Annotated in this window: 2 protein-coding genes; one reads left to right on the top strand and one right to left on the bottom strand. The window is 56.7% G+C overall.

Translation table 11 applies throughout. The features are described 5' to 3' along the window. The first annotated feature begins 95 nt into the window (after positions 1-95). Positions 96-2,039: a group II intron reverse transcriptase/maturase gene (gene ltrA / locus SA87_RS10195; RefSeq protein WP_082718052.1), complete on the top strand. Its 1,944-nt coding sequence runs from the start codon at positions 96-98 to the stop codon at positions 2,037-2,039. A gap of 93 nt (positions 2,040-2,132) precedes the next feature. On the opposite strand, the gene SA87_RS10190 is transcribed toward ltrA, so the two are convergent. After that, positions 2,133-2,347, bottom strand: a 215-nt coding sequence (locus SA87_RS10190; protein WP_245637715.1) for a transposase, incomplete at its 5' end; no start/stop codon positions are given.

The raw sequence follows: 2,347 nt of genomic DNA, 5'->3' as shown, positions 1-2,347 counted from the left end.
ACAAACCGCCGGTACGGGGCCGGTCCCTATAAGGCGCAACGCCGAAGTGGGTTTAGGCTGGTGAGAGCGCGGTCACGACTGATGAAGGTCCTGTAATGGGACCGGAGGAACAGGCCGCAGTCTACCGATTCAAACGGCATCTCAACCCCCAGATCACCGGTCGGGTAAGAAAGTGGGTACATCCCACTTCCTTCCGACAGCGGGAAGGGAGGGATGCCACAGTGATCGCCCTACGATACACGGAGTACTACAACCTCCAGCATGTCTTTGACCTGCTATATGAGCGGTCACGGAAGGGAGAGTCCCTGGAGGACCTTTATGAAATCGTCATCTCCAGGGAGAACATTCTCCTGGCCTACCGGAACCTGAAGGACAACGAAGGGTCCGAAACCCCGGGAGTCGACGGCTTAACCATTCGGGACCTTGCCAGAATGAGCGAGGACGAACTGGTTAGTATGGTCCGGAACGCCCTGGAGGAATTCGAACCCCAACCCGTCCGGAGGGTATTCATCCCCAAACCCAACGGGGATAAGCGACCGCTCGGAATCCCCACGATCCGGGATCGGCTCATTCAGCAGGCAATCCGGCAGGTCCTGGAACCCATAACGGAAGCCAGATTTTACGAACACAGTTACGGGTTCCGCCCCTTGCGGTCGACGGAACACGCGATTGCAAGGGTAGAATCACTCATCAATCAGGCCGGACTGCATTATGCCGTTGACATCGATATCAAAGGATTCTTCGATAACGTGAACCATACGATGCTCATGCGCCAGATCTGGAACATGGGCATTCGTGATCGGAGAATTCACGCGATCATCGGCAAAATGCTGAAGGCGCCGATTGAGAGCGAAGGCATCCCAACAAAGGGAGTCCCACAGGGAGGAATCCTCTCCCCCCTCCTGTCGAACATCGTCCTCAACGACCTGGATCAGTGGGTGGCGGGGCAGTGGCACCACTTCCCCAGCCGTCGCCAGTATTCCAGGAGTGATCCCAAGTACAGGGCGCTGAAGACAACCCGCCTCAAAGAAGGCTGGATCATCCGATACGCCGATGACTTTGTAATCCTAGCGAGGGACTGGCGGTCGGCCTGGAAGTGGTATCACGCGGTTAAACAGTACCTCAAGATTCGGCTGAGACTGGACATCTCACCCGAGAAGTCCAAAGTGGTAAATCTCCGGCGGGGGTCACTGGAATTCCTGGGGATTGCCATCAAGGCAATCCCGAAACCATCCTCCAAGCTAGGCCATGTTGCCGTCTCCGGAATCAAACCCAAGAAGCGGCAACAGATCAAAGCCGAACTCAGGAAGATGGTGAAAGAACTGGCCAGGGCCCCGTCAGGGAGAATGGTCTCCCGCCTCAACGCCTATATCCGCGGGATCCAAAACTACTTCAGAAAGGCTTCCCGGGTGGGTAAAGAACTCGGCCGAATTTGGTTTGACCTCTTCAAGCTCCTTTGCAATCGTCTGAAGGGCAAGGCGGAATTCGGGATTCCCCGCGATCCACCGGAAACGTACCGGCGCCTGTACAGCAAGTACCGGTACCCAACATGGTCCATCGGAGGAATTCCGATCTTCCCGCTTCCGGCGGTGAGGCACTGGCGGCCGATCCCATTTAACCAAGTCGCCTGTATCTACACCGCCGCCGGCAGGAAACTGATCCACAAGTACCTCCATACGGACGTCGAGACGCAGATCGTCAGACTTATGCGATCCAACGTCGGCGACCGTTCGGTGGAATACCTGGACAACCGCCTCAGCCGGTACAGCATGGTTCAGGGGCGCTGTGAGATATCCGGGGTGTTTCTCACAGCTGAAATGGTGCACGCGCACCATGTCATCCCGCTCAGCATGGGTGGGGACGACAGCTTTGAAAACCTCCGGATAATCCACAAAGCGTATCACGCTCTGATCCATGCGACGGCGCCCAAGACGATCAACCGGCTGCTGAAGGAACTCCAGCCGGGTAAGAAGGAGCTTGCGAAGGTCAATAAGTATCGTAGGGTTCTCGGGCTTGAGATGATCCGTGAGAATCGGTAGATGGAACGCCGTGTGAGGGGAAACTCTCACGCACGGTGTGGACCGGGGGAAAAGGGGGAGGTAGTAACCCTGATAAAGGGTGAAACCAAACCCTTACCTATCGGCTATCTCCATGAGTAGCGCTCCAAGCAACCGTATCACGGATTCCCGGTTGGGAAAGATGCGGATGACTCTTTCACGGCGGCGAATCTCCTCGTTGAGTCGTTCCACGCCGTTCGTGGTACGCAAGCGCCGCCGATAGCGATCCGGCAAGACCAGCACGGCCGTGACGTCGTCAAAGCCCTCCTCTAGCACCTTGACGGCCTTGG

Origin of the sequence: Hydrogenibacillus schlegelii (assembly GCF_001653195.1) — a bacterium.
In the GTDB taxonomy this organism is placed as follows: Bacteria; Bacillota; Bacilli; order Thermicanales; family DSM-22653; genus Hydrogenibacillus; species Hydrogenibacillus schlegelii.
This window is presented reverse-complemented; position numbering and strand designations above follow the sequence as displayed.

Excerpts from the sequence above, each read along its gene's own strand:
- ltrA (WP_082718052.1), top strand. The coding sequence starts at position 96 with ATGGGACCGGAGGAACAGGCCGCAGTCTACCGATTCAAACGGCATCTC.